Genomic DNA, 18,263 nt, shown 5'->3' on the forward strand with positions numbered 1-18,263 from the left:
GCGTAGTACGCGAGCGTGGCCGCGCCGGCGGAGCTGATCGCGACCGACTTCGAGTTTTGCGAAGCGTCCGCCGCGCCAACCTTGATCGCCGAGAAATCGCTGTTCAGCAGGCCGATCTCGACGTTGGTCGCGCCGCCCGTGTTCAGGACCAGGTTGCCGGTGGCGGTGTCGACCGTCGGGCCCGGTTCGAAGTAGGTGTGGACATTGCCCGATGCCGGCGTGCAGGCCGTCAGCGCGACAGTGAACGGCGTGGCGCCGGCGACCTTGCCAGCGGCAGGCAGCGCGCTGGTCGACACCTTCGGCAGCGTGACCGTGAAGTTGTTCGAGCCGCTGCCGTTGCCGTTGATCGTGCAGGTTTGCGCGGTGATGCTGCCGTTGAACGTGATCGTGCCGTCACTGGCGGAGGCGATTTGCGAAGCGGTGGCGGCGCCCACGAGCAGCAGGGCGGAAATGATTTTGGTTTGCATGGTCTTTTAATTAAAAACTACATAAGTTAATATACGACGCCAAGACATTAATTCAATAACGCCACGTCCCATCCAGCGGCGACCCCGAATCAAGCACCCCTTGCCAACATATTGCTTTCATGCCGGCCACTTTTGGACAGGCGAATCATATCCAAACGACACATCCCGCATATTGAATTAATGTCATACTTTGCAATGCTTGACAGATACCTCGATGTCACAGATATTTAACAATGTTTTATTTTTTGTTCTGTTACCCATTAACTCGAAGACGGCAATCCGTTGCGACAATCCGCCGCCGACAGCAAGATGCCAGCCATGGCTCAGGAGCAGAAGGCAATTCGTGCACGCGCCAAGCACGAAAATGAAGTGCACGGCGATTTCGAGCCCGGATGTCTGGGCTCCTGTCGCGCGCAAAATACGTCCTTTGTCGGTGACCTGCTCCCTGCGTTTAGTACGGTGACCGTGTGGAGTCCGTTCAGAGGAACTGAGCCGATTTCGGCCACCACGGCCACCGCGCACGGTAGCCAACACGAGATGGTTCTCCAGTGACAACGCGCGGTTCTTTTCCATCGACGGCGGTAACAACATTTCTTTCGTCAGACCCCACTCGTCCAGGTCGCTGGGACAAATTTTTCCTGCACCCCACGTTACTCACTCGTCGTGACTCAACTTCGACACATCGTGTCAGCCCCAGGCGATCTAATCTCTGGGGGGAAAGTCGGAGTTATTCCACACATGTTCACAAAGCTTCGATCGCGAAGCAATACCATGACCTTGCAAACTGGGTTGTCGGTTTACGACTCGAAGGCAACCCACCCGTCTGGCGCGTTTCTCGCACGCATGATCTCATATTTCAATCGCCCATATCAGGTGTAACGGATTTTGTGGTTCTGAGTGATGTTGGTAAATGGCGACAGAATAATTGGCAAGTATTTTTCTAATGAAAATGAAAACCCCGTGCCGACATACCAAAAACGTCTCGTAAAACGGATCACACTCGAAGTAGAACTCCATACTGCCAAAGCGGTGAAACGGGAGTCCGCTTTGACGCAAGTTCGCCAACTCGTCGGTGAATTCGATATCAGCGCGCAGGAGATCTTCCCTGCTCACCAACCCCGTAGACATAGTCGCCACGATGCGAAGTATCGCCACCCCGAGTCCGGCGAGACCTGGAGCGGTCGTGGTCGGCCACCTGGGTGGATTGTAGGCAAAGACCGCACACTTTTCGAGACCTAGAGAAGCGTCGCTAGCGTTGGTTGCCTGGCCAGTGGGCCGACATTGTGCACTGGCATTTCCTCAGCACCGCGAACCTCGCGGACCTGATCCCATGGCACACGGCCGACGGTGGAACGCTCATCAACGAATACCTTCGCGCGCACGTCTGCGATCACCGCCGCAATTTCCGCAGCCTGCAACTCCTGGGCCTCAATTTCCAGCGCTTCAATCTGCGCCTTCACCTCTGACAACGTCCGTTTTCTCGTTACTACGGCTTTTCACTCCGGTCGTTTTTCGATATTCAGGCCAGTCCGCCGAAATCCCGTTTGGATCAAGTGCGGACTCGCTGGACCGCGTCGTTTTAGATGGCGAGCAGATCGGGCTGAACTAGGAACGCGGCAGGCTCGTCACCGAGCCAAGTCGGCTGCCGACCCCGGCCAGACCATGTTCTACCTGTCGTCGGGGCGCGGTACTCCAGGGCGCGTCGACACGCGCTTCGCGTTGCGCTTCTGCACACGCTCTTGCAGATCCACAACGCTGATATCGAACTCCTGCATCAGCGCCTTGATCTGCGCCGATCGCCGCGCCGCGTTCGACGTCTCGAAGGGCTTTGATTTGCGCATCCAGTGTTTCAAGTTGCGCAATTGCCCGTCGTTTTGGAGGTCATGCTTTAAAATTTCCGGGATGTTGTTATTTACTTAATCGGGCAGGTCAAGGAGCTTCTTGAATATCTTGCTGTCCTCGCGTCGAGTCGGGTCGGTTACTTCATCACGCGTGACGGTCTGCCACACCAGCCATGCGCCCGCAGCGTAGTCGCGAAGATGCCTGGCCGATTGCGAGTTTGGCTCCTTCGCCGCGCGAGCCAACTCGTCTGAGACGATTTGCTTGGCGGCTTCGGTGATTTGCTCGTAGGTGTATGTCTTCATCGTCGCGACCTTTGTTTCCGCTATTTTAGACTTCCGAACTGCCGATCCACTGGCCTCCAAAGAAAGCGTCCGCACCGAAGTGGCGGCTCTCGAATGCCTTCGCGTCATCACGGTTCAGCGCCGCATTCAGGCTTTCGTGTGTCCAAGTAGGCGCGGGATCAATTCGGAGGGTTGCTTGCCCTGCCAATGCACGCAGGAATAACGGCTCACGCTCGTTACCAGCGAGTAGATCGACTTCACTGGAGTCGGCCGGCCGTGCAACAAGGTACTATCACGGTTCCCTTTTCCTTTCGGATTTCGCGCAATATCGCAGGGTGTCGCCCGAAATCGCAAAGCGCTATACGGCACTTCTTCCATTACTCGAATATTAATTCTAGAAGCCACTGCCGCGCGAAAGCAACCCCGCCTACAATCCTGATGCTCCTGCTTCAGGACCTGTAGCCGCGCGTGGTACTTGGCCGCTTCCTGGCGCATGCGCTGCTGTTCCGCGTTCACGTAGATCGTGGTGGTCTGAAGAGAGGCGTGGCCCAGGGCCTGCTGCAGGACCTCGAGCGCCATTCCAGACGCCGCGGCCTGCGGGCCGAACGTGTGCCGGAACGCGTGCGGCGAGGTCTGCGCCAGCTGACGCCACGACGACTCGAGGATGTCGGGCAGCTGCTCGATCAGCCGGCCGAGCGCGCGACCTTGCGATCGAGTGCGGGCGACGCCGCCGGCGGATAGCGCTCCGCGTAGAGCGCCGACAGAAATGGGCGCTCGTCAGGCGCAGCAGCGGCCGTCGTGGATCCGCGCGCACCTCAGGCCTGCGTGCGCGCCAAGGCCATCGGATGGCGGTACCTCTTAGTGGACCGCGTGTGGGTCAATCAATGTCCATCGACCTCCTTCGGTTCCAGATACAACCAGGTCATCAATGTTGCTCGGCTCTCCGCGCAAAGTAGCCAGCGGTCGGTGTCGTTCCAGCCTGAAGCCAACGCAGGAATTTTCGATGGATCGCGTGCGCCGGTTGTCAACGTGTGTACGTTGAATAGCTCCGCTGAGCGCTCAAGCAGATCCTGCAGACGTTTTTTGCCATCCGGTCGCAGGAACTCATGAAGTTCCACGATGACGTGCGCGCGCTGTAACTGCGTCAGGCATTCGTTTGTCAGCACGTCGAACTCTGCGCCCTCAATGTCGACCAGCACCGCCGCCCGCGCGAAGTCGACGCCATGCGCGGCCAGATCTTCCGCAAACGAAGGCGTTGCCGCGTGATAGACGTGCACGCGATCGGCAACGTTGTTGTTCACCGCGTTACGCGTGATATTCGCCCTGCTCATTTCCTCCAGCTCGAAGCAATGTGACTCGTGATAGAGGTTCTTCGCGACTAAGCCGACGGCGTAGTAGCCATCAGCGCCTCCGAGGTCAATGAAAACGTCACGCGTCGACGCAATCCTTGCGAGCAAATCGCAAACCTCTTGTTCGTAGAACCCTAGCAACTTCACACCGTTGTCTGCCTCACGCCACGTCGCCAATCCTCCGAGATTGAACCCGGCCAGAGGTCCGTGCTGGATGATGCCACCGGTCAGATGCATCAATCGGCGCATCAAAACGAAACGCCGTAGCTCCGCGCCATTCGAAGTGCTGAACTCAAGCATTTGCTCTAACTCATCGGCGCTGAACGCGCCAGTAATGTGATGGCTCATTGATTTCCTCGTGCGTTGAGAGTCAGTTAGTCTACCGTTCAGACGAGCAGATCGTGGTCGTTGCTGGTCTCCCAGCTCGCGATCAAGGCTCGTTGAACCTTGGCGGGCAGGTGTTGCCAGCCTCCCTCCACGTTGAATGCCACAACGCCTCCGATAGGTTGGTCCGCGATGTCAAATCTACCGCACCCTACTCGCCGCGACGCTCCGCCAGTCGCGCGTGGTGCTTCGCCGCTTCCTGACGCATACGCTGCTGTTCGGCATTGACGTAGATGGTGGTGGTCTGCAAGGAGGCGTGGCCCAACGCCTGCTGCAGGACTTCGAGCGCCATCCCGGCCGCCGCGGCCTGTGTGCCGAACGTGTGTCGGAACGCGTGCGGCGAGGTCTGCGCCAGCTGACGCCGCGACGACTCGACTAGATCCGGCACCTGCTCGATCATCCGGCCGAGTGCGCGAATCACGACGCGCCTTGTGCCGCGCGACGTATAGCCGGCCATCCGGGTGACCGCAGCATCCTCGACGCCGAACTTGTCGTGGCCGGCTGGCGTCGGCGGCACGACCGTCGGCGCGACGAGCGGCAGATCGGCGTCGCCGGCGTCGAGGTCCAGCCGCGATCGCGCCAGTGTTCGCACAGCGCGTCGATTGCATCGTCGGTCACCGGTACGAAGCGCTCCTTGTTGCCCTTCTCGATCACGCGCAACATCCAGGCCGCCGGCATCTCGTCATCGGCGGCCGTGTAATCAATGCGTCTCAACAGCTGCCGGTCATTGCATGTATCGATTTTATAAATCGTCATGTGCAGATTTATTAATTAATCGATAATATTTGCTTGATTTTGACAGAATTAATCAGAATTCATCTGAATTGATTTTATTTTGAGATTAACGTTTACCTAGACTGATACCCATTGGCTGAGCTTTACACCCTGACACCGAACATCGATCCCAACAACGAACACGAATAAAGGAGTCGCGATGAATGGAAGCAATGGGCTAGAACTAGGTGTCGCCGCGAACCTGGTGAAAGGCTACGCGTCCGGCTGGGATCCGTCGGCGGGAACATTGGACATCCTGCACCGGCCAGCCGAGCAGCCGATGGTGCCGCAGCCGCTCAGCCCTTCGGGGGCGCGGGGGAACTGGAGCTATCCAGTGATCACCCTGCACGACACGCCGGACAACCTGGTCACGGAACTGCTCGGCTATTCGATCGACGCACCAGCGATCGATCAGGCTCCGCCGCGACTACCCACAGGTGCGCTGCTTCTGTCGTCACCTGGCGGAAGCCTGGCGCGGAGCCGTCTGGCGGCCGCGCTGGGAGTGTCGCTCGACAATCCCGACCTGCGTTATGCCCTCGTCAAGCTGACTCGCGCCGATCAGGTTTTCTCCCATACGACCAAGGAGCATGGCATCCTGACGACGGTGGATGCACTGAGCCCGGATCGGAGAATCGGCGTTAATAGCGAATTCATGCGTTCCATGGCGCGTCTGCGCCACTTTCGGACATCCGACGCGGAGCAAGCCGCCGCCGAGCTGACCTTGGAGGATGCCAATGCCTATTTGAAAGGGTTCGCCCGGTGGGGCACCCATTTCGTATCGTCGATTACCGGCGGCGACCAGATCGTTCAGGTATTTGCCTACGAGGCGGATCGTTTCGAGCGGGTACGGACGGCGTTTGAAGCAGATGGTAATGATTTCACCGGCATTGACGCATGTGATTTCCAGTATTTCACCACGGATGCCAATAAAGGCGCCTTCGGCTTCGTGCGGCAATATGGAAAGATCCTGTGCTTCAGCAACGCCCGGGTGTTTCAGGAGAGTCTCGCGGCCGGAGAATGGGTCGAGAAAACCTGGGCGAAGCAGAACAGCGTGTTCCAGGTTTTCGCCATCGGCACGGCGGTCTCCCGGCGCCGGCTGAACGCGGAATTCACGAACCAAGTGCCGGTCGCCGTGACCCTCGCTCCCCTGACGACCTTCACCGAATACAAACGCACGACCGTGTGGAGGCACGTATTCAAGGCAGCCATGTCGTGTGTATTCGCTGACGCGATCGATCCCAACTTCGTGTCGCACGACGCGACCGACTTCAATGCCCTGATCCCGGAAGAGCAGCCGGGCGTGATCTCCGCGATCGCCACGCCGACCATCAATATTTACAAGGCGCGCCTGAATCTGGCCGGGATGCAGTTGGTCGCGCGCGCCGACGTCCGGAAGTTCATCTCGTTCGGCTACGTCGTCAGCGGCACATCGCCGTCGGCCATCGATCTACCGGGGACGGCTGTTCACGTGTACGGCTACATTCTGGACATGCGGGCGAACGGCCGGCCCAACGTGGTGTCGTTGAGCGATAAGGGCTTCGATGGTCTTGCCATTGGGTGTGACCGGTTTCTCGGCGTCGCGCGCTTCCAGAACGCCGAAGGCCGCAAGCACTTTCTGGTGGCCGACGGCTTGCGCTATGAGCTGGATGCGGACGGCTGGCCATCCGTGACCGGCGACGTGCGGCATCCGCCACCAGCGTCCGGCCTTCACGCGCTAAAGGACAGTCTCGAGTTCTCGCTGGCCTTCGGCGAGACCGTGCTTGGCATGCAGACGGTGGAAACCCTCAATGACCCGACGCGGCTGCTGGCGCGCGACTACCTGAAATGGGTCGGCAAGCTCATCCCGGCCGATTGCGCCGACACGGATCTCCAGACGATGCGCTTTCGCGCGCTCGATTTGAGCAGCTATGCGCCTAACACCGGGGGGGGCGCGTTCGTGCCGATTCTCCCGGCGGCGGATTACCAGCAGGCGGTCGGGAACATCCTGGACTGCTTGCAGGAGATCCAGAGGCAGGTCAGCGAGAGCACCATTCAGATCAACCAGCGCAAGCAGGCCGAACTGACCATCGACGTGGCCAGGACGCTGAATGAAAACATCGTTCAAAGTGGGGAGTTGCTCTCGGGTCTAATCAAGGCAAACGCACAGTCAGCCAGGGATTTGTCCGGCCAGTACGATGCAGTGATTTCCGCCAGGCAGGCGGAGGCCCGAGCGCAACAAACCAAGATCAATGAATTGTCGAAGGCCGTGTTCGAGCAGCAGGCAGAGGTCGACCGGGCGGTTCAGGGCTATCAGGCGGCGCTCGCTCAGTGGGAAACCCTGGAACTGGTCAAGTTCGGCCTGGAGGTGGCAACCAGCACCTTCAGCCTGAGCAGCGCGGTCCTGGTTCCGTCGACTTCCATCTCGGCGGTCAAGGACCTGGGACAAACGGCGCAGCGCATTCAAAAGACCCTGAATGTGCTGAATGCCACCATGAAGGTCTACACGACGGCCTCCGGCGCCGCAAAAAGCATTCAGGATGCCCAGACGACGCTCGACGGCCTGGATGGCCTGGACTATGGCAATACCTCTGCGTTGAACTGGGACGAGATGTCGATTCAGCTCGACGTCGCATTGTCCACCGGACCAGGCGGCAGCGTAACCGCCGCCAAGGCCAGGCTAGTAGCCGCGTTCAAGCTTCTTGCCTTGCGCGGTAAAGCACTCGTCGGTGCGCAATCCAGCTTGCATCAGATCCAGCGCGAAATCTATACGACGCAGCGACAGAAGCTGTTGAACGACCGGCAGACCGAACGCCTCGACGATCTGACCAGGACTTTGCATCCCGCGCGCATCCGAGATCTGGACAGGGAAGCGATCGACCTGGTCGGGCTGACCGGCAGCCTGGACTACCTGCGCCGCCAGATGCTCACCACCTTCACCAAGTCTTTTCTGTTGCAGGATCAGGCACTGCAATACGCATGGCTGCAAAAGCCGACACCCATCGCGAGCCACAGCCTGCTGACCTTCATGCAGGCGCGCATCGCACAGAGCGAGGCGACACTGGAGGCCAAGTCGCAGTTGCTGAAATACCAGGCGGGAACCACCAGTCCGATCTCCATCGACATCGAGGGAGTGCTGGTCGAGGACATCTGCGATGGCAATGCCTTCGAGATCATCACCGATCCTAATTCGCTGCCGTTTCGCCAATACGTGAATCTGCGCGTCCAGGCGGTGGTAGCGGAAGTGCAAGGCGTGAAATCCACCGATAGCGGCAAGGTGCTGCTCAAGCTGACCTTCGAGGACAAGCCTTTCATCGACCGCAACGTCGAACGCGCCACTTTGCGCTTCCACACTCCGTTCCGCGAACGCGTCTACCAGTTCGACGTTGCAACGGGACAACCCGACTTCAGCGATCAGGGCAGGTCATGGTCGACGAACGTCAGTCCGGTCACGCCCTTCGGTTCCTGGCTCGTAGCGCTCCCCAAGACCCAAACCAACCAGGGGCTGCGTTTTTCCGGCCTGACAGTCACTATTCGCCTGACGTTCGTCCTCGAGGCCCGCATCGTCGATGTGCCGGTGGCGCTCCGCGGCCACGCCCTCCGTTCCCCGGGAGCAGACGGCGCCGTGGCGATGCTGGCGGCGAGCGGCGCCGAGCGATGGTCCGCGGATCAGCTAATTGCCAAGCTGAACGCCGCTGGCGCGACCACCAACGGCTGGGACGTCGTCTTCAACATGGGGCTGTCACAGATCAACAAGTCCTTGCGCGACCAGTACGACGCGCTTGCAAAAGAATCCAAGTACAAGCACCAAATCTCCGTCCGCACGGAGTACGAGGTGATGGAAGGCACGACTGGAATCAAGAAATTCGACTTCACGTACGGGTATCCATTGCTGGAATTCCAGTCCAACAACCCCAACACCGTCCTGCTGAAAATGCAGATCGAGGATGGGACGCTGACCAAATGCAAGAGAGAGGACGACCAGCCGGAAAAATGCGGCCAGCCCGTGAGCATCAAAGGCAAGACGCTCATGGCGGTGGTGACGCTGTCGTTGACGGAGGGTGTCGTCTTCGTGGATGGATCCAACCAGAATATTCTGCATGTCGAACTGAATATGGCCAAGGGCGCATTCTCTGCTGACGACATCGAACTTATCGACGAGGAAGAGGTCAGTTTCAGCCGGGCGATCAAAGCCCATTTTCAGAACAACCCCATCGTTTATCGGATCAACGCCCTGAATATCACCAACGTGCCGGTGCTCGAAGCCCTGAGACCGAACGGCTTCCGGTTCAAGTTGTTGACGACACCCGCTGGTGTTGACCTCTTGCAGCTCTTCATTCAGACCGGTAGCCGGAAGTTGCCCAACGCGACGCAGACCTTCCTGAACCACGTGGACGAACCGTTGCCGTTAGGCAGTGAGGCATCGCTGTTTATCCGCAGCGATCTGTTCTTCTCGGAAATCCTTCCCCAATCTCTTGACAGGCGTGCATCCGGCTGGAGTCTGGTGGGTCGAAAGGGCCCCGAGTCGGTGAAAGCGTCGTGGTGCGAGTTCACCAATGCGCCTGTCTTCGCCACAGATGTCAAGCTGGGGAGCGTGACCGATACCCAGGTGTCTCCCGGGCCGGATCCGACCGGCATCAGCGTCACCGTGACGACCTATGCCCTTCCAAACGACACGATCAACTGGAACTTGGCGGGCATGACCTTGACGCCTCGACCAGACGGCCAGATGCTGCTGTCCGGAACCAAGGCTCAATCGATGGCGATCAATACATACGTCAGCTCCTCAGCTTTCATCGGAACCATCCCTGGGAAGACGTTCACCAACGAAGCCACTTCCAGCGTGTATGCGATGGCGCAGGTGAAGGTCGAGGGTAGTGGACGCGATCAGACCATCAAATGTGTCATGGAGAGTCAGGCGGTGACGGTGACTGGTGGCGCTGAGGGGGGCGGTCCATCGAACACACCTGACCTACAGTACAGAATCAACGAGAAGATCCGGGACCAAGTGCCGAAACAGATCGTGAAGCAGCTGGACGTCAGTTTTACCGCAGTGTCGCTGTTCGCGATCAAGAACCTGTTGTTCCCGACCAACAACTACATCACGTTCACCAAGTCCGCCGCTCCCGGCGACATGCTGGTGCTGGGCAACTTCAGTGGAGGTGCCCCGGTAATCCCGGACAAAGCGTCGCACTAAGGTTGCTGAACAGTATCGGTTTCGGTTGCGGCATGTAGATTGAGTCACCCTACTGGCGTTCCGCCTGGCTCCTCGATGGTCCCGGTGAATGCGCAGTCCATCACGTCGCCCGGGAGCAGTTGCCAGCAACCGCCCTCGACAAGGCTCGAAACATGGACAGCCTGCTGTCCTATGTCAGTCAGCATCGGACAACATTGTTCGAATGGGAATCCCGGCTGCCGTTTGAGCGACTACCGCGCCGGCGCATGCCGCGCTAGCGCATTTCGTGCGCATCGCTAGCGGGTTTCGTGATCTTGGCTAGCGGAATTTGCGAACCTCAACACCTGCTCCCGTGTCGCTGTAGCTGATCGACTAGGCCCAGGCGGCGCCCGATGACGCGATCGCGCGTTGGTTCCGCGCTCGTTGCCCAGCAACTGCGAGATCGAGGTGCGCACCGTTGGACAGCTGCAACCGCCGCCGCGGATCCTGGTGGCGGTCGGTGCCGCGCATCGGCGTCGGCAGGGCCCGCATCGTGGTCGCGTGGCTGCGCCGGCACGCCGAGACGATGGCGACACGGTCACGCTCGACGTCGACAGCATCGATCGATTCGTCGCTGCACCGGAGGCACGCGTCCCGCTGCGCAGCGACCAACCGTGGCGATGCCGAAGGACCTGGACGGCTCGGCCGGAACGAATCGCGCGCCGGCGCTCCCGTACATCTCGGCCATGCACGACCTCGACGCCGTGTTCGCGTACCTGCATCGCTACGACGGCCAGCCGTTGCGCGCGTGGATACCACAACGTCCACGACCTCACGGTGCACACCCACATAGGCAGCTTGCACAACGTCATGCTTCGTCACGGCGCGTTCACCGCATCCTTAAATGCCTTGCCTGCGATGAACTTTACCGTTTTCGCCGCGGCGATCGCGATCTCCGCGCCTGTTGTGGGATTGCGGCCGATACGGGCTGCGCGTTGCCCCTGCGAGAACGCCCCGAAGCCGATGAGTTGTACGGTATCGTCGGCACTCACCGCGTGCGTAATGACCTCCAGCAGGGCTTGGATTACTTCGCTAGTGGCAGTCTTGCTGGCGCCGGTGCTAGCAGCGACTGCGTCAATGAGTTCCTGTTTGTTCATGGACAACCTTGGTCAGTAAGTTAAAGCCGAACCCTACCGCATTGCGCGGCTCGTAAGCGCATCCTGAGGCAAACTTCAGGGCCGGTCAGAACACCCGCAGCGGACTACGCAGCGACCACCCTGTTGCGACCTTGGTGCTTCGCGTGATATAGGCGTTCGTCCGCCTTGCGCAGGATCGCGTCGATCGTCTCCCCATCACGCCCGAACTCGGAAACGCCAATGCTCACGGTGACCTCAATCGGCTGACCGATGTCGGCCTCAAACGGTGTGCCAGCGATCGCTGCGCGAATACGCTCACCAATTGAGCGAGCGGTGTCCAGAGCAGCTTGCGGCAGAAGCACCATGAATTCCTCTCCACCTACCCGCGCGACGCCGTCGAATGGCCGGATCGCATCACGGCATTTCGTAACAAAGCGCTGCAACACGCGGTCGCCCGCCTGATGCCCGTAGCTGTCATTGATAATTTTGAAGTGGTCGAGATCGAGCGCTAGCAACGAGAACGGCGCGCCATTGTGTTTCGCCCGGGCAATTTCGGCCTCCACGCGATCGATGAATTGGCGCCGATTGGCTGCGCCTGTAAGCGGATCCGTTGCCGCCATATGCTCGAGCTTCTCGTTGGTCCGCTGCAGTTCCTGCAGCGCCCTCTCCGTGCGTCCCATCGCTTCTCGCAACCGGGCAAACAGCTCTCCTTGGCTATAGATCTTCGAAAACGAGCGCGTCGTGTGAAAAGCCTGAACAACCCCGAAACTGAGCAGAAAGAAGCCGGCCGCAAAGATTGCGTGCGCAAGCCACCACATATGATTCCACGGTACCCCAAGGATGAATGCGAGAGAGGAAAGTGCGAACGACGTCACCGAAATGCCGTAGATCGTCATCAGCGGAGAGCGAATGCGACGCTGGACGAGCGCAACGACGTTTACGGTGGAAAGCAAGAGCGCGCCTCCCTCCATCGAAACGCGCATCCATGGGGCGCCGGCCACTGGCGAGTAGGCGATTCCGGCAACCGAGAGGTCGATCAGCACAAACAGTGCAATCCACGTCGCCCAGACGCGACGATCAGCACGTTTGGTTGCGCTGTCGGCCGCGTGGCTATAAGTGAGCTGCCCGATGAAAATAAGTATCGACATGACTAGGCGGGAGGCCGGCCCGTACAAAAGAAACAGCCAGATATTGTGATGTGCCATGCCGGTGAAGACGCCATGCAACGCATAGATGAGAGAGAAGCCGAGAAAGCCGAGCGTGAGCCAACGCAGCAGCGGTTCGCCTGACAGACAATAGCAACGCCAGCAGACATAGGTGACGAATCCGCCTTCGAGCGTGGCGGCAGCGATCGCAAGCTCGTGAAAAGCGTGATTCTCGAATTTCAGCGAAGGATCCTGAAAGAAATATAGGTAGGCAATCAAATACAGCGGTATCAGCGCGAAGCCCGTCAGCAGCAGCTTGGCATAGCCCTTGGTGACCAGTTGGATAGCGCCTGAAGGCTCATTGGCGGCAACGCGGATGCTCATGTTCTGCCTCCCGTTTCGTCAGGTGAATCCAGTATAGGAAAGGAGACTCCTACCGTTAGATTTTCATGCAACAAGTTTCTTGGCACCGAGTGGACCGGCCAGTTGAACAGCCCCCGGAAACACCTACAAGGATCTTCGGGTTCACGCCTCGCTGGCATGCCCTGGTCAACATCGCCCGACCGCAGTACTCTTTGCCGTTGTCGGTCCGAATGGCATTCGGCAAGCCGCGAAGCAATGCCACACGATCGAGAATTCGCGTCAACACGTGCCCGATACGGTGCAAGAACCTTGATCGTGTCATCAGGAAGTAGAGTCAACCCGACTGCGGTTGCATACTCTGGCCGCGACGCGACGGCGGCCTACAGCGACTTCAATGGTGGCACGGCGTAACCCAAAGCCGCCTCGAACCAGGTATGAACGGCGGCTTGATTGGTGACCTCCCATGGCAATTGGGGGTGCATCCTGCTTGAATGAGACTGAAACGTTGCGTCGCGCGCGGCAGAAAGATCAGCGCCATCGAAGTACGCAACATCGACGTCACGCAATGCTGACGATGTCTCCAATCCATGCAAAGAGTCCCAGACGAGGTTCCGTACGGCACCAGCACCGATGCACCAGGAAGGTAGATTCAGGGACCGGACTGCAACCAGTGCAGGCCAAAACCATGAAGACTCTCGCGCAAGGGCAACGAGGTGCGCTTCGAAAGCAGTTGATGGCATGGGCGAAGAGTCCGCTGGGTAGCGGCGACGATCTGCCGCTGAGCAAACTCGCCGCTCACGGCAAGTCGATCTTAACCGAGTGTGACGCAGATGGAGGGGAGAGGCGTCCTTTACCGACCGCTTACGCTGAGGCTACGGGATAGACGCGACACGAAGCGAGCCCTACGCGGCGATGATGCGCTTCTGCATGAATACACTCAGTGGATCATTCGTGTAATCGCCAAACGGGCCGCGGCGCTCGTAGCCGGCGGAGGCATACAAAGCTAGCGCCTCGTGTTGGTACGGTCCGGTTTCGAGCTTGAGCAACTTGCAGCCCAGACCTATGGCCTTCGACTCGAGAAGAGCCAAGAGTCTCTTGGCAACGCCTTGCCCGCGACCGCGAGGACTAACATACATGCGTTTGAGTTCGCCAAACTCAGGGTAGAGAACGATCGCTCCACAGCCAATGGCATTACCCGCGCTGTCTCTCGCAACTGCAGACAGGACATTCGATTGCTTCAGCGCCGCGAGGTCAAGGATATGTCTGCTCTCAGGTGGGTACAGGGAGTCTTGATAGGCGTCCAGCTCTGCAATCAGAGCAATCACATCTGGTTGATCTGGCGATTCGATAGCGATAGTCATGACTGAAGAAGCTGAGCGAAAGGGAAATTGTAGGCGCCCTTGTCATACTGTAGCGCCGCTTGTTGACGCAGGAGATGAGCGATTCTATCGGACAGGTTGCGCGCGAGCCGAAGGCGACAACGATGAGGCCACGTTCCACGGCAGCAGTTTGTCGATGCGGTTGCCCCTCTCTTCTACATTGACCGAGCGTGAGATTGAGGTCGCAAGCGCTGCTGGCTCCTTTCGTGCACGCCGCTAGCGGGTTTCGTGACCATCGCTAGTAGAATTTGTGAAGCTCAACAATTGGCGCAGAATGTACAAGACGATTCATTTGCAATTCCCTGAGAATGACAACACCCGTTTGAGAATTGCGGCCGCAATCGGTCTCCTGCCAATAATCCGACTGCATCCCAGCGCATTACTTCTTCGATTGACAGAACGTCAGTTCCGAAATGCCGGCCTGACGAATCAAGTCGACAACCGGCATTCCCAGCTCCGCTTGCTTCAGTACCGTCACAATCTTTCGACCTTCAACGCCACTTCACCGGAGACGCTCCCCAAAGGGCTCATGCAATGCACCGCATCGTAATCCTTGGCAAGGCTAAACCTATACCGAGTCAAGACGATGCTCCAAAAGACTCTTGCCTCAAGATTTGCCAAGGCGGCGCCGACACAAGTATGTACACCGTGTCCGAACGGGAGATATTGGCCACGGTGCCGTTGATGCTCCGCGCGCGCCGATGAGAATCGCTCGGGATCAAAGCGCTGTGGATGATCCCAGAGATCCGGATCCTGGCCAAGGAGACCGGTGAAGTTGAAGACCAACGTCCGCGGAGGAGCGACGTAGGAGCCAACTTGACATTCACCCAATGAAACGCGGGGTGTGATGGCCGATACGGGAAACATGCGAAGTGTTTCCTTCCAGACCTGGGTAGTTCGCTCCATGCCATTGAAGTCGGCCAACGTCGCTTGCTCAGGTAGGCGCATGGCTTCTGCTCGCAGGACCTCCTGCCAATGAGGATACTTGGCAAGCAGATAGGCCATGCTGGTTATTCCCATTGTCGTAGTGTCGAACGCGGCAAAGATAATATTGAGCATCAAATCGACAAGTTGGTCGTCATCCAGTCCCCCCGTATCGTCCCTCGACTTGCACAGTTGACTGAACAAATCCACCCCGCCTTCGTCACGGCGTTTCGGAATCAAGTCGTACATAATGCTGCTAAGTGTCGCAACCCCGTCCACGCCTCGTTTCCATCGTTCGCTGAGGTGTCGATTCTTCAAGACAACAGGAATCGCACCCCAGTAATCACGAGTGGCCCCTTCGAGACGTGCGGCCTCCTTTGGGTCTCCAATACCGAAGAAGAGACGCGCTGCAAGCTGGGAAAAAATTTTCCGGGCTTCCACTCGGAATGACACTGCCCCGTCACGAGGCCAAGCCTCGATATTGTGAACGAATTCATGATGGATGACGGTCAAATAGCTCGCGAGTGCGCGATCGCTGAAAGCCGGCTGAACCAAATTACGCATTCGCCGATGAGCATCAAAATCCAATGACATCAATCGACTCTTCTTCTTCAGATCGATATCAAAACTAAGCCCTCGTGTTACCCTCTCTACCGCCAGTGCGGTGGACCAACATCGATCGCCATTTTTCAGGATTTGCGATATGACTTCATGATCAGTCACCCCGACAATGGAGTATGGGCCGAGTTGGCTGCGGAACACCTTGCCATAAATGCTTGCCTGATTTGCAAAGAACTGCAACCCTTCTCGCTTATATGCAAAAAGAGATTTCATGCCCGCAATAAATCCACTCACCCCAGGGATGTTGTTGGGGGCTTTGGCTATGGGCGGGAATGCTTCAGGTCGATCCGGGTTTTTGATGATTGACAACACTTCGGGATCTACAGCAATTCCTTTAATGCTCTTGCCATCATTCTCGACATTTCCGGCGTCGCTCATTTAAGAACTCCATGTTTTCGCAATTTCAAAAACCAACAACCCATCAAGAAATATTAACCGTTGCAGAATCCCGCGATCCCAACCCGCTGTCGTTTTAAATCTCTCGCGCCCAAACCAGTCGGCTCGAACCGGAATCAGTTGAATTCTCGAGGACGAGCCGCCCCTCTTCGTACCTTACCTCCCTCACAAGTCTTGTCCCAACGAAATCCGGGTAACTTGACAAATCAACGTGGTGTAAAACCGTTTTCCCATCCGTTGAATATCTTCCGGAATAGCCCAGGACTCCGGAATTTGCCCGGATCAACCTAATTAATCCAATTATTCTTTTAATGCCAAATATATTTAGCCAGAATTTTTCAGGAATGAATCCAACATTCGCCCTGCCCTTGGCGATCAAAAGTACGGACATATGCCCGCTTTCCATGTAGATGATGCGTCCCGATGGATTTCTCCCCAGCGGGTAAGTAATGTTGCCGTTCGCCAGCCTGAATTCGCTCTCTTCCAGCGACCAGGACCCCGTCAGATCACTCATGACTCACTCGCATCATAAAATTCATTGAACGGCGGGGCTCTTGAGCATCGCCAGGGCATTGCCAATAAAATGGTCTAAAAAGCCCACCGGCGACAGAATGGAAAAATGAATGGCTGGATTCATTGAAAATGACTTTCCTGTTCAAGTGATTGGATGCGCGCCCGTCAGTGTATTTTTCATGTGCGCGTGGGCGCTTGATCAAATCATCCGCGACGCGGCCAAGGGCTTGCCGAATATCCACGAGTTATGAATGGCCCGCCTCCAGCTGGCGCATGCTCATGGACGTGCGGAAAGAGCCGAGAATCGCACGTGGACCTGTACATGCGCGGCGACCATGTGATGCACGCATGTTGTCGATATAGAGAATGTCTGATCTTTCCCACATTACATGGTATTCCCGATGCTCGTAAGCATGCAGCAAATGATGTATTACATCATCCGGTATCGGATCACCATTTCCGTACAAAGCCGTCTGCCAGATTTCATCTTGCGAGCGAGGAAGCGATGCAGCCGGGTACGCACGCCTGAGCAAATCCCACCAGCCCGCTGGATGACAGACGCAAACCGAGCTAAAAAAACTTTCCTCCGCGGTAACAGGATGGCGTCTGACCGCCGTGGCATACTGACGAATCTGCAGATGGTCATCGTTGATCCAGATTGGCTCGATTTTCCGCTCCGCGCATATCGCGTTCACTTTATCCCTGTCGCTCGTCCCAAACGTATCCCCGATAGATTTGTACGGCATATTTTTAGGAAAATTCCGTACATACTGGATGCCAAACTTCGAGAATGGATCCAAGATCGTCGGGTTCATGTCCCGTAGGAATTGACGAGCGTCACATACCGATGTCGTTCCACCCGTACCCGGGGCCGGAGGCTGCTCGCAGAAGAAGAGAACATGCATTGGCCAGTAAAGGTTATAAGCCATCTCATTATGCTGCGGCAGCGCCATCGAGCCGGGTACGTCTATGGTGAAAACATTTGCGTCGACAGAGGTGTGCGGCCCGCTCCCGGCGGTGTAATCGAACTCGCCCGGTTCGAGTCGTTCCGCGATAGTACCGAATGCCTTTCGGTCGCAATCCAAGCCGCGGATCAGAACGACGCCATATCGCAGAAGCGCTTCACGTAACATCTGACGGTGCCGCGTCACCCATTCGACCGCAGGCAAGCGCGAGGTCGCTTGAATGCGAAGGAAAAATTCCTGCTCGGGAAAAAGAAGCTCTATCTGAAAGTCATCTGCGGATCTGAGTTGATCTAGAAGCGCTGTCATGGAATGATTCCAGTAGGTTGGATTTCGGCTCTGACCTTGAGAGGATGATCAAAAACAGTGCTCAAGAGTGCGACGTGTCACGTGTATGAGAAGCATCGGATCATCAAGCATGCTTCCAAAAGCGTCACCCCGGCATCGTCACCATTCGATACCATCTCATCCCCACAACTTTGACGGACTACTAACAATATCCCTTGAAGAGCGATACGTATGCACTGAATATCCGGTACAACGTGCGGATTTTACGTTTGGGGCGTGCCGTTCTTGCGCAGTGCTCGCCCCGAGCA

20 protein-coding genes and 1 pseudogene are annotated in these 18,263 nt (G+C 57.5%); 4 read left to right on the forward strand and 17 right to left on the reverse strand.

Annotated elements, in window-relative coordinates:
* Both AC1RQF_RS21470 and AC1RQF_RS21475 read right to left on the reverse strand, forming a co-directional pair.
* Nucleotides 1-467: fimbrial protein (locus AC1RQF_RS21470; RefSeq protein ID WP_492872913.1), on the reverse strand; the 467-nt coding region annotated here is incomplete at its 3' end.
* A gap of 183 nt (nt 468-650) precedes the next feature.
* Nucleotides 651-1,058: a hypothetical protein gene (locus AC1RQF_RS21475; RefSeq protein ID WP_273995482.1), complete on the reverse strand. Its 408-nt coding sequence runs from the start codon at nt 1,056-1,058 to the stop codon at nt 651-653.
* Between the two features lie 309 nt (nt 1,059-1,367).
* On the opposite strand from AC1RQF_RS21475, the gene AC1RQF_RS21480 reads away from it, so the two are divergent.
* Nucleotides 1,368-1,706, forward strand: a complete 339-nt coding sequence (locus AC1RQF_RS21480; RefSeq protein ID WP_443111413.1) for an H-NS histone family protein — start codon at nt 1,368-1,370, stop codon at nt 1,704-1,706.
* On the opposite strand, the gene AC1RQF_RS21485 is transcribed toward AC1RQF_RS21480, so the two are convergent.
* From AC1RQF_RS21485 to AC1RQF_RS21515, 7 genes are all read right to left on the reverse strand, one after another.
* Nucleotides 1,703-1,936, reverse strand: coding sequence for a hypothetical protein (locus AC1RQF_RS21485; protein WP_273995483.1), 234 nt, complete (start codon nt 1,934-1,936; stop codon nt 1,703-1,705). The genes AC1RQF_RS21480 and AC1RQF_RS21485 overlap by 4 nt on opposite strands.
* 110 nt (nt 1,937-2,046) lie before the next feature.
* Nucleotides 2,047-2,202: an H-NS family nucleoid-associated regulatory protein gene (locus AC1RQF_RS21490; RefSeq protein ID WP_492872930.1), complete on the reverse strand. Its 156-nt coding sequence runs from the start codon at nt 2,200-2,202 to the stop codon at nt 2,047-2,049.
* A complete protein-coding gene (locus AC1RQF_RS21495; protein WP_492872933.1) occupies nt 2,135-2,329 on the reverse strand; it encodes a hypothetical protein in 195 nt (64 codons plus the stop codon). Before AC1RQF_RS21495 ends, AC1RQF_RS21490 begins: the two co-directional genes overlap by 68 nt.
* Before the next feature lie 54 nt (nt 2,330-2,383).
* Nucleotides 2,384-2,611 carry a hypothetical protein gene (locus AC1RQF_RS21500; RefSeq protein ID WP_273995485.1) on the reverse strand — a complete coding sequence of 76 codons (228 nt, stop codon included), beginning with the start codon at nt 2,609-2,611 and terminating at the stop codon, nt 2,384-2,386.
* A gap of 126 nt (nt 2,612-2,737) precedes the next feature.
* Nucleotides 2,738-3,358 carry a tyrosine-type recombinase/integrase gene (locus AC1RQF_RS21505; protein WP_492872931.1) on the reverse strand — a complete coding sequence of 207 codons (621 nt, stop codon included), beginning with the start codon at nt 3,356-3,358 and terminating at the stop codon, nt 2,738-2,740.
* 113 nt (nt 3,359-3,471) lie between these two features.
* Complete coding sequence (locus AC1RQF_RS21510; protein WP_492872914.1) at nt 3,472-4,287, reverse strand: hypothetical protein; 816 nt, start codon at nt 4,285-4,287, stop codon at nt 3,472-3,474.
* Nucleotides 4,288-4,474: 187 nt separating this feature from the next.
* Entirely contained in the window at nt 4,475-4,915 is a 441-nt protein-coding gene (locus AC1RQF_RS21515; protein WP_492872915.1) for a site-specific integrase, read from the reverse strand.
* 342 nt (nt 4,916-5,257) lie between these two features.
* On the opposite strand from AC1RQF_RS21515, the gene AC1RQF_RS21520 reads away from it, so the two are divergent.
* Together AC1RQF_RS21520 and AC1RQF_RS21525 are read left to right on the forward strand one after the other, a co-directional pair.
* Nucleotides 5,258-10,270 carry a hypothetical protein gene (locus AC1RQF_RS21520; protein ID WP_492872916.1) on the forward strand — a complete coding sequence of 1,671 codons (5,013 nt, stop codon included), beginning with the start codon at nt 5,258-5,260 and terminating at the stop codon, nt 10,268-10,270.
* Nucleotides 10,271-10,649: 379 nt separating this feature from the next.
* Nucleotides 10,650-11,081, forward strand: coding sequence for a phage integrase family protein (locus AC1RQF_RS21525; protein WP_492872932.1), 432 nt, complete (start codon nt 10,650-10,652; stop codon nt 11,079-11,081).
* Nucleotides 11,082-11,106: 25 nt separating this feature from the next.
* On the opposite strand, the gene AC1RQF_RS21530 is transcribed toward AC1RQF_RS21525, so the two are convergent.
* From AC1RQF_RS21530 to AC1RQF_RS21560, 7 genes and pseudogenes are all read right to left on the reverse strand, one after another.
* Nucleotides 11,107-11,385, reverse strand: a complete 279-nt coding sequence (locus AC1RQF_RS21530) for an HU family DNA-binding protein (RefSeq protein WP_273995491.1) — start codon at nt 11,383-11,385, stop codon at nt 11,107-11,109.
* Between the two features lie 104 nt (nt 11,386-11,489).
* Nucleotides 11,490-12,893 (reverse strand): GGDEF domain-containing protein, encoded by a 1,404-nt coding sequence (locus AC1RQF_RS21535; RefSeq protein WP_492872917.1) that lies wholly within the window; start codon nt 12,891-12,893, stop codon nt 11,490-11,492.
* Nucleotides 12,894-13,035: 142 nt separating this feature from the next.
* A pseudogene (locus AC1RQF_RS21540) lies at nt 13,036-13,164 on the reverse strand (IS3 family transposase); the annotation flags it as partial.
* 88 nt (nt 13,165-13,252) lie between these two features.
* Complete coding sequence (locus tag AC1RQF_RS21545; protein ID WP_273995494.1) at nt 13,253-13,612, reverse strand: nucleotidyltransferase family protein; 360 nt, start codon at nt 13,610-13,612, stop codon at nt 13,253-13,255.
* A 162-nt stretch (nt 13,613-13,774) separates the two neighbouring features.
* Entirely contained in the window at nt 13,775-14,233 is a 459-nt protein-coding gene (locus tag AC1RQF_RS21550; protein WP_273995495.1) for a GNAT family N-acetyltransferase, read from the reverse strand.
* Nucleotides 14,234-14,725: 492 nt separating this feature from the next.
* Nucleotides 14,726-16,174, reverse strand: coding sequence for a cytochrome P450 (locus tag AC1RQF_RS21555; protein WP_492872918.1), 1,449 nt, complete (start codon nt 16,172-16,174; stop codon nt 14,726-14,728).
* Nucleotides 16,175-16,268: 94 nt separating this feature from the next.
* Entirely contained in the window at nt 16,269-16,706 is a 438-nt protein-coding gene (locus AC1RQF_RS21560; protein ID WP_273995499.1) for a lipocalin-like domain-containing protein, read from the reverse strand.
* Between the two features lie 109 nt (nt 16,707-16,815).
* Here AC1RQF_RS21560 and AC1RQF_RS21565 point away from each other — a divergent pair, with 109 nt between their 5' ends.
* Complete coding sequence (locus tag AC1RQF_RS21565) at nt 16,816-16,956, forward strand: hypothetical protein (RefSeq protein ID WP_273995500.1); 141 nt, start codon at nt 16,816-16,818, stop codon at nt 16,954-16,956.
* Here the strand turns inward: AC1RQF_RS21565 and AC1RQF_RS21570 are convergent.
* On the reverse strand, nt 16,951-17,976 hold the full coding sequence (locus AC1RQF_RS21570) for a TauD/TfdA family dioxygenase (RefSeq protein WP_273995502.1): 1,026 nt from the start codon (nt 17,974-17,976) through the stop codon (nt 16,951-16,953). The genes AC1RQF_RS21565 and AC1RQF_RS21570 overlap by 6 nt on opposite strands.
* Nucleotides 17,977-18,263 lie beyond the last annotated feature (287 nt).

The sequence above is a fragment of the Burkholderia sp. GW821-FHT14F03 genome (assembly GCF_058803765.1).